This window comes from Floridaenema evergladense BLCC-F167 (genome assembly GCF_041929205.2).
Classification (GTDB): domain Bacteria; phylum Cyanobacteriota; class Cyanobacteriia; order Cyanobacteriales; family Aerosakkonemataceae; genus Floridanema; species Floridanema evergladense.
Window position 1 is genome coordinate 6,056,669 of the sequence record NZ_CM171625.1, and the last position, 18,765, is coordinate 6,075,433.

21 protein-coding genes and 1 pseudogene are annotated in these 18,765 nt (G+C 40.3%); 10 read left to right on the top strand and 12 right to left on the bottom strand.

Annotated features, from left to right (window positions below):
• Positions 1-32 precede the first annotated feature (32 nt).
• The 4 genes from ACE1CA_RS28905 to ACE1CA_RS28920 all read right to left on the bottom strand — a co-directional run bounded on the left by ACE1CA_RS28905 (position 33) and on the right by ACE1CA_RS28920 (position 2,574).
• Positions 33-617, bottom strand: coding sequence for a Uma2 family endonuclease (locus ACE1CA_RS28905; RefSeq protein ID WP_413280900.1), 585 nt, complete (start codon positions 615-617; stop codon positions 33-35).
• 20 nt (positions 618-637) lie between these two features.
• Positions 638-1,222, bottom strand: coding sequence for a Uma2 family endonuclease (locus ACE1CA_RS28910; protein ID WP_486517574.1), 585 nt, complete (start codon positions 1,220-1,222; stop codon positions 638-640).
• 20 nt (positions 1,223-1,242) lie between these two features.
• The gene (locus ACE1CA_RS28915) at positions 1,243-1,827 is read right to left on the bottom strand and encodes a Uma2 family endonuclease (protein WP_486517575.1); all 585 of its coding nucleotides are present in this window, start codon (positions 1,825-1,827) and stop codon (positions 1,243-1,245) included.
• Positions 1,828-1,935: 108 nt separating this feature from the next.
• The gene (locus tag ACE1CA_RS28920; protein WP_413281771.1) at positions 1,936-2,574 is read right to left on the bottom strand and encodes a peroxiredoxin; all 639 of its coding nucleotides are present in this window, start codon (positions 2,572-2,574) and stop codon (positions 1,936-1,938) included.
• A 368-nt stretch (positions 2,575-2,942) separates the two neighbouring features.
• Between ACE1CA_RS28920 and ACE1CA_RS28925 the strand changes: the two genes are divergently transcribed.
• The 7 genes from ACE1CA_RS28925 to ACE1CA_RS28955 all read left to right on the top strand — a co-directional run bounded on the left by ACE1CA_RS28925 (position 2,943) and on the right by ACE1CA_RS28955 (position 10,467).
• Positions 2,943-4,919 carry an SPFH domain-containing protein gene (locus ACE1CA_RS28925; RefSeq protein WP_486517576.1) on the top strand — a complete coding sequence of 659 codons (1,977 nt, stop codon included), beginning with the start codon at positions 2,943-2,945 and terminating at the stop codon, positions 4,917-4,919.
• Between the two features lie 98 nt (positions 4,920-5,017).
• Positions 5,018-6,832 carry a protein kinase domain-containing protein gene (locus ACE1CA_RS28930; protein ID WP_413281769.1) on the top strand — a complete coding sequence of 605 codons (1,815 nt, stop codon included), beginning with the start codon at positions 5,018-5,020 and terminating at the stop codon, positions 6,830-6,832.
• A 182-nt stretch (positions 6,833-7,014) separates the two neighbouring features.
• Positions 7,015-8,376 (top strand): tellurite resistance TerB family protein, encoded by a 1,362-nt coding sequence (locus ACE1CA_RS28935; RefSeq protein WP_413281768.1) that lies wholly within the window; start codon positions 7,015-7,017, stop codon positions 8,374-8,376.
• A 161-nt stretch (positions 8,377-8,537) separates the two neighbouring features.
• Positions 8,538-8,867: a DUF6883 domain-containing protein gene (locus ACE1CA_RS28940; RefSeq protein ID WP_413281767.1), complete on the top strand. Its 330-nt coding sequence runs from the start codon at positions 8,538-8,540 to the stop codon at positions 8,865-8,867.
• Position 8,868: 1 nt separating this feature from the next.
• Complete coding sequence (locus tag ACE1CA_RS28945) at positions 8,869-9,129, top strand: DUF4926 domain-containing protein (RefSeq protein WP_413281766.1); 261 nt, start codon at positions 8,869-8,871, stop codon at positions 9,127-9,129.
• A gap of 20 nt (positions 9,130-9,149) precedes the next feature.
• Positions 9,150-9,812 carry a restriction endonuclease subunit R gene (locus ACE1CA_RS28950; protein WP_413281765.1) on the top strand — a complete coding sequence of 221 codons (663 nt, stop codon included), beginning with the start codon at positions 9,150-9,152 and terminating at the stop codon, positions 9,810-9,812.
• 7 nt (positions 9,813-9,819) lie between these two features.
• A complete protein-coding gene (locus tag ACE1CA_RS28955) occupies positions 9,820-10,467 on the top strand; it encodes a restriction endonuclease subunit R (RefSeq protein ID WP_413281764.1) in 648 nt (215 codons plus the stop codon).
• 11 nt (positions 10,468-10,478) lie between these two features.
• Here ACE1CA_RS28955 and hisIE read toward each other — a convergent pair whose 3' ends face one another.
• Complete coding sequence (gene hisIE / locus ACE1CA_RS28960) at positions 10,479-11,126, bottom strand: bifunctional phosphoribosyl-AMP cyclohydrolase/phosphoribosyl-ATP diphosphatase HisIE (protein WP_413281763.1); 648 nt, start codon at positions 11,124-11,126, stop codon at positions 10,479-10,481.
• Positions 11,127-11,290: 164 nt separating this feature from the next.
• Complete coding sequence (locus tag ACE1CA_RS28965) at positions 11,291-11,503, bottom strand: ChaB family protein (RefSeq protein ID WP_413281762.1); 213 nt, start codon at positions 11,501-11,503, stop codon at positions 11,291-11,293.
• Between the two features lie 120 nt (positions 11,504-11,623).
• On the opposite strand from ACE1CA_RS28965, the gene hemL reads away from it, so the two are divergent.
• Positions 11,624-12,922 carry a glutamate-1-semialdehyde 2,1-aminomutase gene (hemL, locus tag ACE1CA_RS28970; RefSeq protein ID WP_413281761.1) on the top strand — a complete coding sequence of 433 codons (1,299 nt, stop codon included), beginning with the start codon at positions 11,624-11,626 and terminating at the stop codon, positions 12,920-12,922.
• Positions 12,923-12,968: 46 nt separating this feature from the next.
• Here the strand turns inward: hemL and ACE1CA_RS28975 are convergent, their stop codons facing one another.
• The 6 genes from ACE1CA_RS28975 to ebsA all read right to left on the bottom strand — a co-directional run bounded on the left by ACE1CA_RS28975 (position 12,969) and on the right by ebsA (position 16,860).
• Complete coding sequence (locus ACE1CA_RS28975; RefSeq protein ID WP_413281760.1) at positions 12,969-13,523, bottom strand: YidH family protein; 555 nt, start codon at positions 13,521-13,523, stop codon at positions 12,969-12,971.
• Positions 13,524-13,573: 50 nt separating this feature from the next.
• Entirely contained in the window at positions 13,574-14,065 is a 492-nt protein-coding gene (locus ACE1CA_RS28980; protein WP_413281759.1) for a YajQ family cyclic di-GMP-binding protein, read from the bottom strand.
• Positions 14,066-14,201: 136 nt separating this feature from the next.
• Complete coding sequence (locus tag ACE1CA_RS28985; RefSeq protein WP_413281758.1) at positions 14,202-14,606, bottom strand: MAPEG family protein; 405 nt, start codon at positions 14,604-14,606, stop codon at positions 14,202-14,204.
• Positions 14,607-14,651: 45 nt separating this feature from the next.
• Positions 14,652-15,155: a DNA recombination-mediator protein A gene (locus ACE1CA_RS28990; protein ID WP_413281757.1), complete on the bottom strand. Its 504-nt coding sequence runs from the start codon at positions 15,153-15,155 to the stop codon at positions 14,652-14,654.
• A gap of 189 nt (positions 15,156-15,344) precedes the next feature.
• Positions 15,345-16,436 (bottom strand): phosphotransacetylase family protein, encoded by a 1,092-nt coding sequence (locus ACE1CA_RS28995; protein ID WP_413281756.1) that lies wholly within the window; start codon positions 16,434-16,436, stop codon positions 15,345-15,347.
• 46 nt (positions 16,437-16,482) lie between these two features.
• Positions 16,483-16,860, bottom strand: coding sequence for a type IV pilus biogenesis protein EbsA (gene ebsA, locus ACE1CA_RS29000; RefSeq protein ID WP_413281755.1), 378 nt, complete (start codon positions 16,858-16,860; stop codon positions 16,483-16,485).
• Between the two features lie 193 nt (positions 16,861-17,053).
• Here ebsA and ACE1CA_RS29005 point away from each other — a divergent pair.
• Positions 17,054-17,293: pseudogene (locus ACE1CA_RS29005) on the top strand (radical SAM protein); the annotation flags it as partial.
• A gap of 7 nt (positions 17,294-17,300) precedes the next feature.
• Positions 17,301-18,704, top strand: a complete 1,404-nt coding sequence (locus tag ACE1CA_RS29010; protein ID WP_413281754.1) for a glycosyltransferase family 2 protein — start codon at positions 17,301-17,303, stop codon at positions 18,702-18,704.
• Positions 18,705-18,765 lie beyond the last annotated feature (61 nt).

Here is an 18,765-nt window from a genome sequence, read left to right on the forward strand (position 1 = left end):
TAGTTCTCCTTTAAAAATTTTGACCTATATTCCTACCAAACTTTACTCAAATTTAAAATAAATCCAGGTAATATTGGATCTCCGCTGATAGTTGCTGGATTATCTAAAATTTCTACTTCTTGATTTGGGCGATAAATATAAACTTTTCGATTCTTTCTATCAATTAACCAACCTAACTGTACTCCTGGTTCCCTCATATATTCTGCCATCTTTTCTTGTAAAGGTTTCAGATTATCTGAAGGCGACCTGAGTTCGATTATAAAGTCTGGACATATTGGCACAAATTTATCTTGTTCTTCTTGTGATAAAGCATTCCAGCGGGACAGTTTCATCCAGGAAGCATCGGGTGCTCTTTCTGCACCTGTAGATAATTTAAAACCACCGTTGGAGTCAAAACAAATACCCATTCCGTCTTGCTCTGACCAAACATATAATTGCCCAGCTATACTAAAATTGCGATTGCTTGTAGTTCCACCTGTGGGTGGCATAATTATTAATTCTCCTAATTGATTGCGTTCGATGCGTAAATCCTGGTTGATTTGACAGAATTCAAAAAATTGCTCATCTGTCATTTGCAATTCTGGCGGCATCCGCAATACTATTTGTTCGGAAAGCATTCTTTATTTCCTCTCTCAACTTACCAAACTTTATTCAAGTTTAAAATAAATCCAGGCAAAACTGGATCTCCGCTAATAGTTGCAGGATTATCTAAAATTTCTACTTCTTGATTTGGGCGATAAATATAAACTGTTCGATTCTTTCTATCAATTAACCAGCCTAACTGTACTCCTGGTTCCCTCATATATTCTGACATCTTTTCTTGCAGAGGTTTTAGATTATCTGAAGGCGACCTTAATTCTACTACAAAATCTGGGCAAATTGGAGCAAATTTTTGTTGCTGTTCTGGGGTTAGACTATTCCACCTTTCTAATTTTATCCAAGATGCGTCGGGCGATCGCTCTGCGCCCGTCAATAAAGTAAATCCCGCACTGGAAGAAAACGCAATCCCAGTACCATCTTCATCTGCCCAATTCATCAATTGCTGAATTATTCTAGCTTCTCGATTTCCTGAATCTGAACCAGTCGGCGGCATTATTAATAATTCTCCAAACTTATTCCGTTCAATGTGTAAGTCTCGATTCACCTGACAGAACTCAAAAAATTGCTCATCTGTCATTTGCAGTTCTGGCGGCATCCGCAATACTATTTGTTCGGAAAGCATTCTTTATTTCCTCTCTCAACTTACCAAACTTTATTCAAGTTTAAAATAAACCCAGGTAATATTGGATCTCCGCTGATAGTTGCTGGATTATCTAAAATTTCTACTTCTTGATTTGGGCGATAAATATAAACTGTTCGATTTTTTCTATCAATTAACCAACCTAACTGTATTCCTGGTTCCCTCATATATTCTGCCATCTTTTCTTGCAGAGGTTTTAGATTATCTGAAGGCGACCTTAATTCTACTACAAAATCTGGGCAAATTGGAGCAAATTTTTGTTGCTGTTCTGGGGTTAGACTATTCCACCTTTCTAATTTTATCCAAGATGCGTCGGGCGATCGTTTCGCACCTGTTGATAAAGTAAATCCAGCACTAGAACTAAAAGTTATACCTGTACCATCTTGTTCTGACCATACCCAAAGTTGCCCTAATATGTTACCTTCTCTATTACCTGATTCTGAGCCTGTGGGTGGCATAATCAGTAACTCTCCTATTTTATTGCATTCAATTCGTAATTCTCGATTTATTTGACAAAATTCAAAGAATTGCTCATCTGTCATTCGCAATTCGGGAGGTAGTTTTAATACAATTGGTTCGGAAAGCATAGTTAATTAACCTCAATTGCTTACCTAACATTTTATATACTCAGATCCCCGACTTCTTCAAGAAGTCGGGGATCTAAATTCAAATGCAAACTTCAGCCAAACTAAAAATTATTTGTTTGGTTGAGGAGTCATCCGCAAATAAGGTTTAACTTCTTCGTATCCTTTGGGGAATTTCTCTTTTAAAACTTCGGGATCTTTCAAAGATGGTACGATTACTACATCTTCGCCATCTTTCCAGTTAGCAGGTGTCGCTACACTGTAATTATCTGTCAGTTGCAAAGAGTCAATTACCCGCAGAATTTCATCAAAATTTCTTCCAGTGCTCGGAGGATAGGTAAAGCTCAAACGCAGTTTCTTTTCGGGGTCAATCACAAAAACTGTCCGAACTGTTACCGTGTTGGTAGCATTGGGGTGAATCATGTCGTAAAGGTCTGAAACTTTCTTATCTGGATCTGCCAGAATTGGATAGTTCAGCTTTACACTTTGAGTTTCTTCAATGTCGCCAATCCAGCCTTTGTGAGATTCTACATCATCCACGCTCAGCGCTAATACTTTTACGTTGCGCTTGTCGAATTCTGGTTTGAGACGGGCGACTTCGCCTAATTCGGTGGTGCAAACTGGTGTATAATCTGCGGGGTGAGAGAACAGGACAACCCAGCTGTCTCCAGCCCAGTCATAAAAGTTGATCTCGCCTTCGCTGGAAGCTTGAGTAAAGTTGGGAACGGTGTCGCCTAGTCTAAGCGCCATAATAGGTTTCCTCTGCGCTGAAACCGCTAAAATCATTTACTTTGCAATCATGCCATAAAATCCGATCTTTCCTACCGGATTTTAGATATTTTAATGTTTTTGTTAAGTTTTTTGTGACTTTTGCTACAATTTAGCGGCTGAGAGGCTGCTATGGACAAATTGGGAAAATTTGTTAGGCTAGAATTTACTTTATACTTCTCGGTCTTGGAAAAATAGCCTTAATTTTTAAGTTTAATTTAAGGCTTAAGATTGCATATTTTTCTCACTCTTTCCCAATCCTTAATTAAGTCCTTCAGTAAACAGTAGGACTGGCATTGTATCAGTTTATAAGTGGACAAGTTTCCACTTTTATTGGAGATTGAAGATATATGTCTCGTTTCAAAGTTTTTAACAAATTTTTACCTTTGGTAGCATCTTTGTTGGTGGCAGGAATTCCAGTAGGTGCGATCGCCTCAAACCCCCCTTACCAAACTAACCAAGAACAACCCAAATCACAAGAAGTTCAATCTATGCAAGCTGATTTCGGCTTCAGTTTGCCAATTTGGATTTATGCGGTAGGAGGAGTTGTAGTAATTCTGATTTTCTTACCCAATATTGGTTGGATTTTGGGATTGATAGTTATTGGGGAAAAAGAAGTAGGAATTATCACCAAAAAATTTGCTTCTAAAAGTTTGCCAGCAGGTAAATTAATTGCGCTGAATGGTGAAGCGGGGTTGCAAGCAGATACTCTGCCACCGGGATGGCATTTTGGTTATTTCCCTTGGCAATATAGCATTCGTAAAGAGCAAGTGATCGCTATTCCTCAAGATGAAATCGGTTTAATTGTTGCTAATGATGGGGGAACTATTCCACCTAATAGAATTTTAGGCAAAGTCATTGACTGTGATGATTTTCAGAATGCTCGCAAGTTCCTCACTAATGGAGGCGAAAAAGGTCGGCAGTTGGCTGTTATGACTACCGGAACTTATCGAATTAATACAGCTTTGTTTGAGGTAATTACTTCTACTAATGCTAGTAAACATGGCATGAAACCGGAGCAACTTAAACTCTACAAAGTTGAGCCAGAACGAGTGGGAATTGTCTCTACTTTAGATGGTATTCCCATTGAAGAAGGTGAAATTGCTGGGCCTATAATTCCCCAACATGATAACTTCCAAAAAGCACAAAGTTTTATCAATGGTGGCGGACGGAGAGGTTTGCAGGAACAAGTAATTCTGTCAGGTTCTTGGAATCTTAATCCTTGGTTTGTGAAGGTGGAACAAGTGCCGATGACGGAAGTGCCGATCGGTTATGTAGGCGTGGTAATTTCGTTTGTGGGTCGATCGCACGAAGATATCAGCGGCGAATCTTTTACTCACGGAAATTTAGTTAATAGAGGAGATAAAGGCGTTTGGGTTGAACCTTTATATCCTGGTAAACATCCCCTCAACACAAAAATTATGAAAGTGGAATTAATTCCTACAACTAATATTGTGTTGAATTTTACGGCGCGACTCAGCGGAGAACATGGTTATGATTCTAAATTGGTTGCTTTGAAGTTGCTTTCTTTTGATGGTTTTACATTCGATTTAGAAGTTTTTCAAATCATTCATGTTGCGGCTATCGATGCACCAAAAGTAATTTCGCGGTTGGGTTCGATGCAGAATTTGGTAGATCATGTTTTGCGTCCAATTGTAGGTAATTATTTCCGCAATTCTGCACAAGAATATACTATTTTGGATTTCTTGGTCGATCGCGCTCAACGCCAAACAGAAGCAGCCGAATACGTGCGACAAGCGTTGCGTGCTTATGATGTGCAAGCGGTTGATAGCCTGATCGGTTTGATTTCACCACCAGCTGAATTAATGCAAACTTTGACCGATCGCAAAATTGCCGAAGAACAACAAAAAACCTACGAAGTTCAGCGCACGGCACAATCCCAGCGTCAAGAATTAGTCAGAGAAACTGCTTTGGCGGACATTCAAAAAGAAGTAGTTACCGCAGAACAAGGTGTTAAAATTGCGGAACTCCATGCGACTGCAAAAATTAATGAAGCGCATGGGGAAGCGGAATCGATTCGCGTCACAGGAGAAGCGAAAGCGGATGCTTATCAAGCTGGTGTAAATGCTTTGGGTTCGCAATCTTACACGGCGTTACAATTAATGCAGGTAATTGGCGATCGCAACGTGCGAGTTGTTCCCGATGTAGCTGTTAGCGGTAATAGCCAAGGTGCAGGTTTAGTTGATGGTTTGATGGGAATGTTGTTGTGGAATCAAACTAAAGAATTGCAAAGTAATGGTAAAAGTAATGGTCAGAATTCGATCGTCATTACCCAAGTAGAAGATGAGTTAGAAAAGGGCGGTTAAAACCGCGTCTACACAAACGAAGTCCGCCTTCGCGGACTTCTAACCTGCGAAGGCAGGTTTTGTTTGTATAGCCCGCGACTTTAGTCGTTGGGAGAAAGATGAGTCTTGAAGGCGGAAATTTAATTTGTTTCAACCCTAGTTGTAATAAGCCACAAAATTACGATCGCAATTCTTTAACCTGTCAATTTTGTGGCTTTACTTTGCTTCTTAAAAACCGCTATCGTGCGGTTAAGGTTTTGGGTAGGGGAGGATTTGGACAAACATTTTTAGCCTTTGATTTGGCTGAAAATTCTCCTACTCTTTGTGTTATCAAACAATTTTGGCAAGTTCTCGATCGGGGAGATGCGATCGACAAATTAAAAGAGTTAGCCAAACATCCCCAAATTCCTGCTGTTAGAGAAAGTTTTGCTGAAAATGGCTATTTCTATCTCGTCCAAAAATACATAACCGGAAAAAATTTAGCAATACTTTTAGGAGAAAAGGGTCAATTTAGTGCCGCAGAAGTCTGGCAAATTTTAGAAAATTTACTTCCCGTTCTCCAGTTCATTCATTCCCATCAAATCATCCATCGCGATATTAAACCTGAGAATATTATTCAAAGAAAATCGTTAAATGATTTATTTTTAGTTGATTTTAGTGCAGCAAAACTGGTGACAGAAACTTCCTTTGTTGTGCCAGAAACGACGATCGGTAGTGCTGAATATGCTGCACCAGAACAAGTGAGAGGAGAGGCAGTTTTCAGCAGCGATCTTTACAGCTTAGGGGTTATTTGCCTGAATTTACTAACAGGAATTCGTCCGTTTCATCTGTTCGATTTAGCGAATAACTGTTGGGTGTGGCGGAATTATTGGCTGTCAGATTTGACAAGTTCTGTAGAATATGATTTGGCGCAAATTCTCGATCGCTTAATCGAACCTTCATTAGAAAAGCGATTTCCTTCTGCTGAAGTTGCACTCACCGAAATGCAAAAACTCAGAGGTAAAAAAATCCCGATTTCCGTACCTCCTCCGACACAAACTTGGGAAACTTACGCCACACTTGTCGGTGATGGAGGGATATTTTCTGGGATTAATGCGATCGCTCTTTCTCCTGATGATAAAATGCTTGCCAGTGTCAGCGACGATCGAACAATTTGCTTATGGGATATCAGCACAATTAAAGAAGATTATACCATAAAAGGTCATACAGGAAAAGTTAAGTCTGTTGCTTTTCATCCCCATTCCCCGAACATATTAGCAAGCGGAAGTAGCGATCGCCAAATTAAGCTCTGGGATCTACAAAAACGCGAAGAAATTCACACAATAGTCGGTCATAATAACTCTGTCAACGCTTTAGCATTCAGTCCTGACGGACAAATTATTGCCAGTGGTAGCGCAGATAAAACTGTAAAATTATGGCATCCCGAAACAGGAGAACAGATAACCACATTATCGGGAGCTAAATTAGGGATAAATGCGATCGCATTCAGTCCAATCTCCCCTCTATTAGCAAGTGCAAGTTCCGATCGGATTGTGCAAATTTGGGATTTAATAAAATTTGAATTAATTTGTACTTTGGTTGGACATACTGGGGGAGTTAGAGCGATCGTATTTAGTCCCGATGGCAAATTACTAGCCACAGGCGGCGAAGACAGAACAATTCGCCTTTGGGATACCACAAATTGGCAATGCAATTCTATTCTTTCAGGACATCCTTGGTTAGTTTCTGCACTTACCTTTTCCCCCGACAGTCAAATTCTCATCAGTGGAAGTTGGGATAAAACTGTAAAATTGTGGCAAGTTAGTAATGAAAAAGAAATTGCAATGCTTGTTGGTCATACAGATTTAGTTAGTTGTGTTGCGATCTTTTCTGATGGCAGTTTCATTGCTAGTGGTAGTCAAGATAAGACTATTAAACTATACAAGCAAAATTAGTATATTTACGGAAAATAATTAGTACAAACAAGAAAACTCACTTGTCTCATTAAGTAGTTTTCCGGTTCCTATTACTTGTTAAATTTTACTACACTGCCAATAGAGAAATATTAAGTATTTCCCAAAATAACCAAACCAAAAATTTTGAAACTCACTGAATAAATTAGTTCAGGTAATTTGCTATGCCTATTCTCTTCCCTTTTGTAATCCCAATTCAATTTATTTTCACTGTACTCGCCACTATTTTTGGTCTTTTAGTTCCTATATTGACCGAGGTTATCAAATTCACTGTGACTCGCATTCCTAAAATTCCTACTTATATCCGACTGCTAAAAATTTTATACTCAGATACCGATCCATCTTCTAAAGAGCGAAAAATTCTTACCGCAGGACTCCTAGTAATTGGCAGCATTTTAACTTTTATGGCTTATGGAGTTGTACCCTTGACAGCTGTACCTTTAATTGGTGCTATTACTAGTCCCATAGCTGCTGCTCTTACTTTTGCGGTTGCACTGGGCGTTTTAGATATAATTTTTGCCATGAATAAAGATTATTACCTACAAAAGCTGAAGAGAGCAGGTTTTTCTGTGGAGGATATAACTGCTGATATTAAGAGCTTGAAGGGTATTTTTGGCAAATCATGGGAAAAAGTTACAACAACTATTAACGAAGCTACCCAGAAAATCTTTGAAGAAGGTAGTAAAAAACATATCAACTTCAACGATAAATCATTTGAAAAAAACCTTGAATACGAATTAGAGGGACTAACAATATATCTTAATAAAAGAGCAGTTACAGATTATGAAAATGTAAGTGCAGATTTATTAAACCAAAGTGATGATTGGACAAAAGAAGCAGTTTATGCTGGTACAGGAGCAACTTTAGGAACATTGACTGGCGTTGGAACTTCAGCAGTTGCTTCATCAGTATTTGTACAAGCTAGTGTTTGGACAACTATACAAGGTTTTTTGGGAATGTCAACGGGCGGTATAGTTGTTGGTGCATCAGCTTACACATTACTTACGGTTGCTACTCCGATTGGACTAGGAGTACTGGCAACTATAGGAGTTTACAGCGGTTTGAAAAATTGGAGTAGTGAAGAGCAAGCTGCTAAGAAGAGTAGGTTTTTAGCAGACATTATTATTGCTGCCTTACCAATGGCTTGGATAGATGGTGAATTAACATACCAGGAAGTAGATACTATAGATAGACTAATAACTACTTCTGGAATCAGAAAAGAAGAACAAAAAAAGGTTTATAAAGCCAGAGATAAACACCAAAGCTTTGACGAGATTATGCAAGCAGGTATTCCTTTTGATCAGGAGTATCGGGAAAAAAATTGTAGCCAAAGTGATGATGAGCGATTGAAGCATTGCCTAATATTATGTGCAGCTTGGACGATCGCTATTGCTGATAGAGTAATTGATTCATCAGAATTATTCCTTCATAACCGAATGGCAGATAAGCTCGGTATTTCTCGTGAAGAGGTAAAAGAAATTCGTCGGATGCTCAACCCTAGATACATTGAACCAGCCTACTACTAAATAGTTTTTTGTTAATGAAATAGATCAAATCTTTCACAATTTAAAATGACGGGCAAGATGCCCATCCTACAAGAAAATTTATATCTTGTGGTATGGGCATCCTGTCCGTTTATTTAGCTGAATACCGCTAAAATAAAATTAGTCAGGGCATCCACTCTATTATGAAATTACCGAACGGTGATTCAGCCGAAATTCCCATGCAAAAGTTAACAGGTTATTGTTTAAATACGAATCATAGCAAAGGGAAACATAAAGCCAGAGTTTTTCAGTCTGCATTGGGAATTACAATTCAAAATGCAAATGTTTTGTATAAACTTATTCAATTAGCCGCAATTGAAGGCGAAGTAGTTCAACAAAGCGCCACTGAATTTGGTCAATTATTCAAAGTAGACTGGATTGTAACAAATACAAATATTGAACTTCGTACCATTTGGGAAATTACATCAAATAACCCAAATCCTCGTTTAGTTTCTGCCTTCATTAAGGACTAATATGAAAGAAATCCAAAATTTTGATACTGTCGCTCTCCTCAATCCAATTTCTGCTGAAAGATTAACTTTAGTTGAACCTGAGTATACTTCTATAAACAGTCTACCCGTTGGGTTAGTTGGGACGGTTGTTGAAGTATACAATTCTGAAAATGAAAGCAAATATTTAGTAGAATTTGCTGATAACCAAGGGCAGGAATATGCAATGGCTATTTTGAAAGCAGATGAGTTGATTGTATTGCAATATGAACTGATATTAACCTAAAACAAACGGCAGTCAAAACCATGATAACCTTAAGAGCTAGAAACCTAAGCCTCAATGATGTTAATCGTCTGCTTAATTTAGCAGAAAAACTAGATGAAGTTTCGTTTACAGATTTATTAACCCTCGAACCAATAACTGATTTAGAACAACAAGAAATTGCCCAAATCTGCGATGATTTTCGTCCTTACGTGAGAGCGAAAAAAGCTTCAGAAGGACAAGTAAAACTTCTCACAGTTTTTCCTTTACTGCGATTAGCTGGTTTCTATCATTACCCAATCCAAATTAATGTGGAAGAAGGTATCGATAATATTGTAATTGAAGATGAAGATACAACTATTACTGGACGTTTTGATATTGTTGCAGTTAACAGGAATATTTTTACGACTAATAATGTACCTTTTTGGATTTTGGTAATTGAATCAAAAGAACTGGGAGTTGATGTTCTTCAAGGTTTATCGCAGTTGCTTGCTTATGCTTACAATAGCTTAGAACGCCAACCATCAGTTTGGGGAATGGTGACTAATGGATTGCAATATTTGTTTGTGTTGATTCAACAAGGAAATCTGCCAACTTACCAGTTAATCATGCCAAGATTAGATTTATTCTACTCTCAGCAATCTGTATTGTTGCTGCAAGTTCTTAAAGCTATCTGTAAGTTAGAATTTAGTTCTTTAAAATTGTAACAAAGCTATGACAAACACTCGCAACGCTAAAGAATTAACCTTAGCTGATGTGCAACGTATCTTCGGTTTTCAGATGCAGTTGCATGGTTCATTTACACATTTATTAAATCTGGAACCTTTAACGGAGTTTGAACAGCAGGAACTTTCGCAAATTGTAGAAGATTATCGTAACTATTTTTTAGAAAGTAAAGTTGGAGAAGGATTGGTAAAAGCGTTAACTACTTTTCCTTTATTGCGTTTGGCTGGTTTTTACCGTTCTCCTATTAAAATAGGTTTGGAAGAGAATATCGCTCAAATTCAGATTGAAGATGAGGATACAAATATTACTGGAAGATTAGATATTTTAGCAGTTAATAAGAGTATTCAAACTGCTACTGATGTAAATTTTTGGCTCTTGGTAATTGAATCTAAAAATAGCAGTGTTGCTCCTTCGGCTGGTGTACCACAATTGCTTACTTATGCCTACCAAAGCTTAGGACATCAAGGCTCTGTCTGGGGTTTAACTACTAATGGAGATCTCTATCAATTCCTGTATATTCAGTCAGGAAATCCGCCAACTTATCTCTTAATGCCTTTGTTAAATTTGTGGGAGATCGATCGCACCCCCCAAATCCTACAAGTACTCAAAGCCATCTGCAAACTACAATCCCAGTAACAGCAAAAAACCTATCTCCGCCGTTCCTGCAACTTCCGATAAACCGCTTTAATATCAACATTATGATGCGCTAAAGCGACCAAAGTATGATAAAATAAATCGGCAACTTCTCCAGCAATACCTTCTTTATCATCATCCTTAAAAGCCATCACCACTTCAGCGGATTCTTCGCCAATTTTCTTTAAAATCTTGTTATCTCCACCCGCAAATAACTTACAAGTATAAGACTCTTCACTGGGATTATCTCTACGATCGCAAATCACCTCAAACACCTGCGACAAAGTATCAGCAGGTGGCGCAATCTTCGAGCCATTGCTTTGATGAAAACAACTGCGTTCTCCAGTATGGCAAGCAATATCACCAATCTGTTCCACAGTAATTAGTAATGCGTCGCTGTCGCAGTCGTAACGCATACTTTTTACATTTTGAATATGACCAGAAGTTTCTCCTTTAGGCCATAATTCCGATCGAGAACGACTCCAAAACCAAGTTCTACCAGTTTCCAAAGTTTTGGCTAAAGATTCCCGATTCATCCAAGCCATCATCAAAACAGTACCATCAAGGTAATCTTGAACAATAGCTGGGACTAATCCACGCTCGTCATAGCGAATTTGCTCGATCGGGATAGACTGGTTAAGAGCCGTTAAATCAGCAGCCATAAACTTCGGTCACAAAAGCAGAATAGATTGCTTATTGTAGCTGGTTTTGACGCAAAAATTTTATTTTTGGGGACTGGGGTACGGGCAATTCATGAATTGCCCCTACTACTGGGGACAAGGAGAATTTTTACCTTTTGCCTTCTGCCTTTTGTCTTGGAGCCTTCTTACACCAGCAGAGGTTTTGATCCCTCACTCAGGTTACTATAAATATTTGCGGCTTGAGTTCTTACAGCACACCAAGCAACCTGATGAGCTTTTGACTCTTCACCGTACCAATGAATAGCGCAATTGAACGCTGCTCGGTATAATTCTTGTGCAGCTTCAGAAAGGCGATCGCGCACATCTGCTGGTAAATCTTGATTGCTCTTATATAACATTTTTGGTTTACAGGTAGATTGGGGGTAACGTGAAGGTAACATTATCAGTCACAGGTTGCGCCTATCTTGAGACAGACTTAAAACCAAGTCAAGCAAAGACTTACAATTAAGGAGACAGCTTTGGTGACCACCTCTTTTAAAACCACCAAATCAGAAGAAATATTTTCAGCAGCACAGAAAATCATGCCAGGAGGCGTGAGTTCTCCTGTACGTGCTTTCAAATCAGTGGGAGGACAACCCATCGTCTTTGACCATGTTAAAGGCGCTTACATCTGGGATGTCGATGGAAATGAATACATTGATTATGTAGGAACTTGGGGGCCAGCAATCTGCGGTCACGCGCATCCCGAAGTAATTAAAGCACTGCACGAAGCTTTAGAAAAAGGCACCAGTTTCGGCGCACCTTCAGTACTGGAAAATGTCCTGGCAGAAATGGTAATTGATGCCGTTCCTAGTATTGAAATGGTGCGGTTTGTCAACTCTGGAACCGAAGCTTGCATGGCAGTATTGCGTTTGATGCGTGCTTTTACCGGACGTGAAAAAGTAATTAAATTTGAAGGTTGCTATCACGGACACGCCGATATGTTTTTGGTGAAGGCGGGTTCCGGCGTTGCTACCCTTGGTTTACCCGACTCCCCCGGCGTTCCCAAAGCTGCAACCAGCAGCACTCTCACCGCACCTTACAACGATTTAGAAGCTGTAAAAGCTTTGTTTGCCGAAAACCCTGGTGAAATTGCCGGAGTAATTCTGGAACCAGTTGTCGGTAATGCAGGTTTTATTACTCCAGATGCCGGATTTTTGGAAGGGTTACGGGTAATTACGCAAGAAAATGGTGCTTTGCTAGTGTTTGACGAAGTAATGACTGGTTTTCGCATTGCTTACGGTGGCGCACAAGAAAAATTTGGCATTACTCCCGATTTAACCACTTTGGGTAAAATTATTGGCGGTGGTTTGCCAGTGGGTGCTTATGGTGGCAGACAGGATATCATGTCTATGGTGGCACCTGCTGGCCCAATGTACCAAGCGGGGACTTTATCTGGCAATCCCTTGGCAATGACTGCGGGAATTAAAACTCTGGAATTACTACAAAAACCCGGCACTTACGAGTATTTAGAACATATTACCAAAAAACTGACTGATGGCTTGTTGCAAATTGCCAAAGATGCTGGTCATGGGGTTTGCGGGGGTCACATTAGCGCGATGTTTGGTTTATTCTTTACTGCTGGGCCAGTACATGATTATGAGGATGCCAAAAAGTCGGATACAGCTAAATTTGGTCGTTTCCATCGGGGAATGTTACAACGTGGTGTTTATTTGGCACCTTCGCAATTTGAAGCTGGGTTCACTTCTTTGGCGCATACGGATGCAGATATCGATCGCACTTTAGCAGCTGCCAAGCAAGTTCTTGCGAATATCTAGAATATCTTTTTATTTCTCAATAGTTACCCCGTCTCTCAGGCGGGGTTTATTGTTTATTATGAAAATCCAACCTGTTAAAAATAATTCTTACTTCGCGTCCTTTGCGTCCTTTGCGGTTCAAAAAAAGATAATCATACTTTGCGTTAAGAACTGATAGCTTTTTTACTAAAGAGGAAACATTTGTTTTCTTCTTTGGAGGATTTAACTTAGTAGGAGGCGTATGTCGCAACAACAAAAAAGGAATACTTAGTAATCCTAAAACCATGACAATTACAGCAGTTAACCACACCATTAAACGGCTAGGTTTATAGTTAGCATCTTCAATTTGCCGGAGAACTTTGTTATATCGCCATACAGATAAACCAATGACAATTACTCCTAAAATTACTAAACTAATCCCTAAATTTTGAGAATTAACAAAAGAATCAGGAACAGTATTTTTCCCGGTAAATGAAACTTCTATTTGTCGGAGAAATAAGCCAAAACGGGCAATGGCGAAACCAAAACCTATTAAGGCAATAGCAGTTCTTAACCAAGCTAAAAACGTGCGTTCGTTGGCTTGGTGTTCTCTTTGACGATCGATCTTCTCAGGACTAGCCATAACTTCAATTTGTAGTTAGTTGGGAAGCCATACCCAACCAACTTTAAATATTAGCGATAATTAGTAAATTGCAAGGCTACCGGGTAATCTTCCTGCTTCAAACGCTGAATAACTGCTTGTAATTCGTCTTTGTCTTTGGCAGAAACTCGCACCGCATCGCCTTGAATCGAAGCTTGCACTTTCTTAAATTCATCGCGAATTAACTTGCTAATTTGTTTAGCAATGTCTTGGTTAATGCCCTTTTTCAAGGTAATTTCTTGGCGAACTCGATTACCGCTAGCTGCTTCAACTTTGCCGTAATCAAAAATTTTCAAAGATAAGTTTCGTTTAGCTGCTTTTGTTTGCAAAATTGTATGGACGGCATCTAAAGTAAACTCGCTATCCGTGTTCACAGTAATCGTTTCCTTAACTAATTCTACTGTGGTTTTCGTATCTTTCAGGTCATAGCGACTACTAATTTCCCTAGTAGTTTGATCGATCGCATTTACTAATTCTTGGTAATCAAAGTCACTAACAATATCAAACGAATAAGTGGAGGCCATAACACCTAACTGAACGGTAATGGGGGATGATTGGTAATTGGTAATTGGTGGTTAATTTGAATTTCAAATCTAAAGTTTGCCAGAGATTTGTTATTGCTAATTGTCCTACCTATTACCTATTACCTCAAAAGTAATTTCATCTAGCCTGGGAAAGACTCAACACAATTAAAGTGCCGCTGCAAAGAGTTGCGATCGCAAACATGAGCGATCGCAACAGCGGTACATTCAAAATGTAAAACACCGAGTAAAGCAACCGGGCAACCAAATAAGTTAACCCAGCATATATTGCCAGAGTCGAATTCACACCTGTTATGTATGCCATTAATGCTGCTGGAACAAACACCATCAAAGATTCAAAACTATTTTGATGCGCCCAAGTAGCACGTTGAGCATAAGCAGGTAACTTATCAACCATAGCTCTAGGAGTTGCTAAAGCTTCTGTTCCCAAATTGAATCGAGCATAAGCTACTAGCAAAAAGGGAACATAAACTAAAACAATAGCTACAGCAATGCAATACAGAAAAGTTATCGATCCTGACATTGGTAATAACCTCATCAGTCCTCACTTATTTCCCAGATTCACACTTTAATCAAAGTAAAACAAAGTGACTACTTTTCTTTGCTCCTCAGCATCCTCGCAGGTTTTTAAAAGCGTCCTGCTATCGTGAAAAGCAAAACAAATTAATTGTTGGCATCGGGAAACAATTTCCTGATTGCAGAGAGCACTAGCTTCACCCAAAGATAAATGGTCATTTTCCGGCTTTTCTACCAAGTGCATTACCTGTTTCAACAACTCGCGAGATTCTTGAGGTTGTCTTTCCAAGCTTTGGGGTAAAATCACCGTTAACAATTTGGGATCTGCCCGCATTGCGCCGCGAATAGCAGCGGCATTTGTCCCAGTAGCACCGGAAGTGAGTAATCTATTCCCTGTCAAAACCAGGGCGTAGCTCATCATTTCAATTAAGTGCTGATGGGTAATAGGAACATGACGCGAACCTAACAGAGCAATTCTTTTTGCTCCTGTTTGTTGGATCGTCGCTAGTTCTTGGACTAATTCATCAAATTTAGGAATGTCCAGCGATTGACTCAAGGATTAATGTTGAAGACACAACGACCTAGTTATTTTAACAGAAGTGTTGAGATGAGTACTTCATTAGAGTCGATCGAGGCAGAGAGGCTTCTGTAGAGGCGGGTTTTGTTGTTAGCTCTTCTGCTTTGCTCATACAATTGTCTGCTAAACCCGCCCCTACAATTGAAAATTCAGCGCACTCTGACTTGGTTAGGGTAAAGTCACTGCTGGTTGTAAGTCGAGTTTTGTTAACAACCGATTAATATCAAAGTGTTTTGCCATTAAATGACGAATACATTCAACTTTGATCGGTTCTTGGAGACGCACTTGACCAAAAGCTCGATCGATAATTTCCACAGTTGTTAAAGTATCGAGATCCACAGAAAGAATCGGGATTTCCAAATCTTCAGCCCGACTTAAAATCAAATTTGAAGGCGGGATATGCCCGGTTAAAATCAAGCATTGAGTGGAAGTTTCTAATGCGGCTAGTTGTATTTCGGTACGATCGCCCCCTGTCACCACTGCCATATTCCGCCCTTTACGGAAATATTTTAGTGCTGAATTAACATCCATTGCCCCAATTGTCAAGCTTTCTACTAGTAAATCTAAGCGATCGGTACGGCACAAAACGTCAGCCTTCAATTGCTTGACTAATTCCTTAACACTGACGCTGCGGAGTAAAGGACTTCGAGGCAAAATACCTAAGACTGGAACTTCACGTTGTTCCAGAAACGGGCGAACTTCTGTTTCCACCATTTCCATTTGCTCTGTGGGAATATCATTAAGGGCAACGCCCAATAAGCGATCGCCCAACAGACGCTTCGCTGCTAATAACTTATGTACCGACAGTAAAGACTGCCAACGAGACACTAACAGGATAGAGGCATCAATAGTATTAGCCACATCCAGTAAAGACAAATCAAACAAGCTGCCTTCATCTAGAGTACCTGGGCCTTCTAGCAACACCAACTCTCCGTTAGTCACATCCAGATATTTTGTCAATTCCGCATGGTAATCTACTCGATCTTCCCCTCTGATGCGTTTAGCGACAGCATCTTCGGTGAGGAAGAACAGAGTTTGCCTAATGCGATCGGACGGCAAGTTGATGCTTTGCGCCAAAAACTTTACATCTTCTTCGATCGCATCTGTCTGTGGCTCATTCCAACAAGTTCCCAGAGGCTTACCGTAGGCAATATCCAGTTGTTTTTCTTTTAACTGATGGGCAAGCCCCAATATTACTGCTGACTTGCCACTATAAGATTCTGTTGACCCAATCAGCAAATATTTCGTGAATTTTGGCACACCCTAGCTCCTGAATTCATCTAAATAAGGTGGCTTTTCCAAACTTTTACTCATCCAGGCGCAATAGCCTCCGGTAGAAACTCTTGGAAAAGTCGATCGTCCGTGAGGACTTAAAATTCATTATCACTTCTATGAGAAAGTTAACAAATTCATTATTTGCCAAAGTCATCTCATAGCTGAGTTCTGCATTGCCATCAAACTGCAACCGACAACGAGTTAAATCTGCTGGTAATGCAGCCACGCTCCAAGTTGCCACAAAAGGAATATTCTCGCCACCTTCAATTTTGCGATTGCCTTCGAGTACGCCTTTTTCATACAAGCTCATCGCCTTGGGTAGCCAAGTTCGCTTATTGCCTGTGTAGTATGGCATATAAACATTTACTCTTTGGGAATTAGGAGGGGGCAGTTGTTCAATGATATCCATAAAAGTTACCCTTTCGCTGCTGTTTGGCAATGTCTTACACGATCGTATTATTCCCTAATTTACCCAACGGAATCACCAAATTACCGACCAAATTAATAGTGGCAGCTGCTAATTAATACAGCAATCTTAGATACAATAAGGCTGCATAAACCTTTATGGGGAGCCGGAGACCACCAAAAATCCTTGCTTTTAGGCGGTAGATGCCGTAATTTAGATTTCTCCTGATGACAAACTGTTGTTACCTTGTTATCATTTTGCCCATACTGGTGTCCCAATTTTTGGGAAATTATACGATTTGTATTGCCAGCTAAAAGTGGTAGAAGCACGCCGTCTGTCTCAGGACAAACTATTAGTTTGGAAAAGCTGTACGGTTGGGTGGTATTTAATACCGAGCTTCTGGAAAGGTGTAAATAAGTACTGGTGGTTGAATTAATTGAAATATGCCAGCGAATTCCTGGCCCGAAAACAATTCCTACAATGAGCTTGACGAACTTAGCTCGTTGCTGTCTGAGATCTCTCAACCAGAGGAATCTGACAAGACACCTAACCAAAGATATGGCGGACGCAGGCGGAAAGCGGCGATCGTCCTGACGATCGTCTGGAGTGGCACCATTGCCCTGCATTTACTTTCTTGGGGTAGTTGGTTCATCTTAGGTTTAACAACCTTGATGGGAATTCATGCCATCCGTGTTTTGCGTGCCCGTCCCCACACTTTACCTGAGTGTTTGTCTGCCGAAACCCAAGATTCTTGGCCTTACGTCTCTTTGCTGGTAGCAGCTAAAAATGAAGAGGCTGTAATTGAGAGCTTGGTGAATACCCTCTGTAGTTTGGATTATCCTAGCTACCGTTATGAACTTTGGGTAATTGATGACAACAGCACGGACAAAACTCCACTGGTACTCAAGGAACTGACGCAAAAATACGATCGGTTGAAAGTATTCCGGCGATCGCCTGGTGCGAAAGGCGGTAAATCAGGGGCATTAAATCAAGTGTTGCCTCTGACTAGTGGCGATATTATTGCTGTGTTTGATGCTGATGCTCAAGTACCCAAAGATATGCTGCGGCGCGTCGTCCCTGTGTTTACTAAAGAACAGGTGGGCGCAGTCCAAGTGCAAAAGGCGGTCTCTAACCCCGATGTCAATTTTCTCACAGTGGGTCAAGTGGCGGAGATGGCATTGGATAGTTATTTCCAACAACAGCGGATCGCTATTGGTGGCATTGGCGAACTGCGGGGAAATGGTGAGTTTATTCGTCGTTCTGCCTTGGAACTCTGTGGTGGTTTCAATGAGGAAACGATTACTGATGACCTTGACTTAACTATTCGTCTGCATCTCGATCGATGGGATATTGAGTTTGTCATCGATCCGGCAGTGGAAGAGGAAGGGGTGACGAGTACGATCGCTCTCTGGCATCAGCGCAACCGTTGGGCAGAAGGCGGTTATCAACGTTATCTGGACTACTGGCGACCCATTTTTGCTGGTCGCATGAGTTGGCGGAAATCTTGGGATATGTTCATGTTTTGGATCATCCAATATTTTCTCCCCACAGCAGCAGTACCAGATTTTGTGATGGCGATCGCCCGCAACCGAATGCCTGTGTTTAGCCCAGTCACAGCTTTAATGCTCACAATGTCTTTTATCGCCATGTTTAGCGGTTTACGGCGCGTTAAGAAACAGAAAGTCACTATTCCCAACCTGTTTTTGACTCTGCTCGATACCATTCGTGGCACTTTTTATATGCTTCACTGGATCGTTGTGATGGCTAGTACTACAGCCCGTATGTCCGTTTTACCTAAACGACTAAAATGGGTGAAAACTGTCCATAAAGGTTCTGAGGCAGAATAAGCGGTAGAAGGGGACTGGGGGTTGGGGAATGGGGACTGGGAAAGTTAAATTTAACCATTCC